A 1,844-nucleotide genomic window follows, 5' to 3' on the forward strand; every position below is an offset into this window, starting at 1 on the left:
TTGACGCGGTCGGCCATGGTGAAGATGACGTTGTAGAAGGCGGCCGAGCCGTCGGGCGAGATGTTGCCGGTCAAGGACACGACCTTGTGCTGCGGGCAATCCATCGGCGGCAGCTGCTCGATCGCCGCTTTTAGCGTGCGCCCGGTGCCGATCGCCATGACGATGGGGGCTTCCGAGCGCAGCCGGCGCTCGATCTCGGCCGCGGCCGCCTCGGCGATGCCGATCGTCGTCGAGTTCGACGCCGGATCGCTCGGCACCACCTCGACGAGGTCGAGCGCGAAGCGTGACTTCAGCCGGGCGGCAAGGTCGAGGCAGTTGGCGATCGGGTGATCGACCCGCACCTTGATCAGGCCCTCCGACATGGCCAGCGATACCAGCCGCTGCGCAGTTTGCCTGGAAATGCCCAACTTGGCGGCGATCTGATCCTGCGTGTTGCCGGCAACATAATAAAGCCAGCCGGCGCGCGCGGCATCGTCCAACCTGGTGCTGCCGGTTTCCTGTCGCAAACTCACGTCCTGCCTCCCCGCCCGCAAGAACGCCGAAACGGGCGCCATAGCTTACAGCGAATACGCCGGCGCGCAATTGTCTATCGAAAGAGCAATTGCTTGGATGCTCCACAGGTCTCCCGAAGATCCGCCGTCACGCCCCGAACCATTTGCCGGCAGGACGGTTTATCTCCGGCGGGAAACCGATTAAGGGGATCGGCGAAGGAGCCGCGCATGACGCCGAAAGCCGTTTTCTGGGATATGGACGGGACGCTGGTCGACAGCGAGCCCCTGCATGAGGCAGCGCTTGTGGCGGCGCTGCGCAGCGTCGGCATCGCCCCGCCGCACGACCTGCACGAGCGGGTGCTGGGCATCGCCGCATGGCCGGTCTACGAGATGCTGCGCGACGAGTTCGGCCTCGATCTGCCCTTCGACGACTGGATCGTGCGCAAATACGATCACTACCTGCCGCTGGCGGAAACGCTGAAGCCGCGCCCCGGCGCGATCCAGGTTTTCAACGAATTGCGCGCGCTCGGCGTCGAGCAGGCGGTGGTGTCCAATTCCGACCGGCTGATCGTCGATGCCAATCTGCGCGCCGTCGGCCTCACCTATCCGGGCATGATGACGGTCAGCCGCAACGACGTGATCGACGGCAAGCCGCTGCCGGAACCCTTCCTGCGCGCCGCTTATCTCGCCGGCGTCGACCCGGCGGATGCTTTCGCCGTCGACGACAGCCTGACGGGCGCCATGGCCGGACTGGCGGCCGGCATGAAGACGCTCTTCTGGCCGGAAGCGCCGATGGAGGGTCCGGCCGGGGCGATTGTGATCAACAGCGCCGAGGAATTGCGGGCGCAGTTGGGGCTTTAACCCCGAAGGTCGGTGCTGCCCCTCATCCGGTCCTTCGGACCACCTTCTCCCCGTAAAACGGGGAGAAGGAAAGGCCGCTCAATTCCGATAAACCGGCTCTTCCTCGTCGAGGATCGCTTTCAGCTCGGCCAGATGGCGCTCGGCCTGGCCGGGGTAGTCGTCCATCTCGCGCGCGGTCTTCTCGGCGATCTCGTCGGAGAGCGTGCGCAGCGGCCGGCCGGTCCACAGCGCCTTGATGTAGGTCTCGGCGGCGCGCTCGAAGTAGAACATGCGATTGAAGGTGTCGGCGACGGTGTCGCCGATGACCATCACGCCATGATTGCCCATGACCATCACCTTGACCTTGGGGTCGGTGAGAAGCTGCGAGCAGCGCTCGCCCTCCTCCTCGAAGGCCAGTCCGCCATAATTGGCGTCGACGACATGGCGGTTGAAGAACATGGCCGAGTTCTGGTCGACCGGCGGCAGCGTCGAGTCGGCGAGCGAGGCAAGCAC

Annotated in this window: 3 protein-coding genes; 1 reads left to right on the plus strand and 2 read right to left on the minus strand. The window is 65.3% G+C overall.

Annotated elements, in window-relative coordinates:
• Positions 1 to 512: sugar-binding domain-containing protein (locus tag EOA23_RS34325; protein WP_189341824.1), on the minus strand; the 512-nt coding region annotated here is incomplete at its 3' end.
• Between the two features lie 207 nt (positions 513 to 719).
• Here EOA23_RS34325 and EOA23_RS34330 point away from each other — a divergent pair.
• The gene (locus EOA23_RS34330; protein ID WP_127307281.1) at positions 720 to 1,352 is read left to right on the plus strand and encodes an HAD family phosphatase; all 633 of its coding nucleotides are present in this window, start codon (positions 720 to 722) and stop codon (positions 1,350 to 1,352) included.
• A 78-nt stretch (positions 1,353 to 1,430) separates the two neighbouring features.
• Here the strand turns inward: EOA23_RS34330 and EOA23_RS34335 are convergent.
• The coding region (locus EOA23_RS34335) for a class II aldolase/adducin family protein (RefSeq protein WP_189341825.1) at positions 1,431 to 1,844 on the minus strand (414 nt) is incomplete at its 5' end.

The organism is Mesorhizobium sp. M2A.F.Ca.ET.042.01.1.1, from assembly GCF_003997405.1.
Taxonomy (GTDB): Bacteria; Pseudomonadota; Alphaproteobacteria; order Rhizobiales; family Rhizobiaceae; genus Mesorhizobium.